This window comes from Aquabacterium sp. A08 (genome assembly GCF_011742065.1).
In genome coordinates this window covers 1-489 of sequence record NZ_JAAQQT010000407.1, presented here as the reverse complement: position 1 = coordinate 489, position 489 = coordinate 1, and the positions used below count along the sequence as shown (strand labels likewise).

Here is a 489-nt window from a genome sequence, read left to right as displayed (position 1 = left end):
TTCTTGCCGTTCGCTGGGCGAGATGGTTTCGCCCAGCGCCATTTTGTTGAGCAGCCGGGTGCAGCGCGGCGAGGCGGAAACCGGCGCCGGCGCGGTAGCTGGTGCAGGTGCAGGTGCAGGTGCAGGTGCAGGTGGCGCGGCCACCTCGGCCGCGGGCGGTTCAGTCGCGGGAGCCGGTTCCCGCACCGCTGCTTCGTCAGGCATGGTGGGTGGCGGTGGGGGCGGGGCCGGTGGCGCCTCCACAGCGACAGGCGGAGCCGGGGGGGATGCGGGTTCGGGTGCGGTGTCGGGGCGCAGCAATCCCCAGGCTCCGGCACCCACCGCGCCCAGCACCAACAAACCCACCAGCCAGCCCAGCCAACCGCGCGGTGCAGGCCCGGTCGGTGGTACCGTGGCTGGAGCTGGAGCTGGAGCTGGAGCTGGAGCTGGAGCTGGAGCTGGAGCTGGAGCTGGAGCTGGAGCTGGAGCTGGAGCTGGAGCTGGAGCTGG

The 489-nt window shown here is 72.2% G+C and carries 1 protein-coding gene; it reads right to left on the bottom strand.

All coding sequences use genetic code 11. The features are described 5' to 3' along the window. Positions 1-204 (bottom strand): hypothetical protein (locus HA630_RS02315; protein ID WP_208299930.1); only part of this gene is annotated, 204 nt, incomplete at its 3' end. Between the last annotated feature and the right edge of the window lie 285 nt (positions 205-489).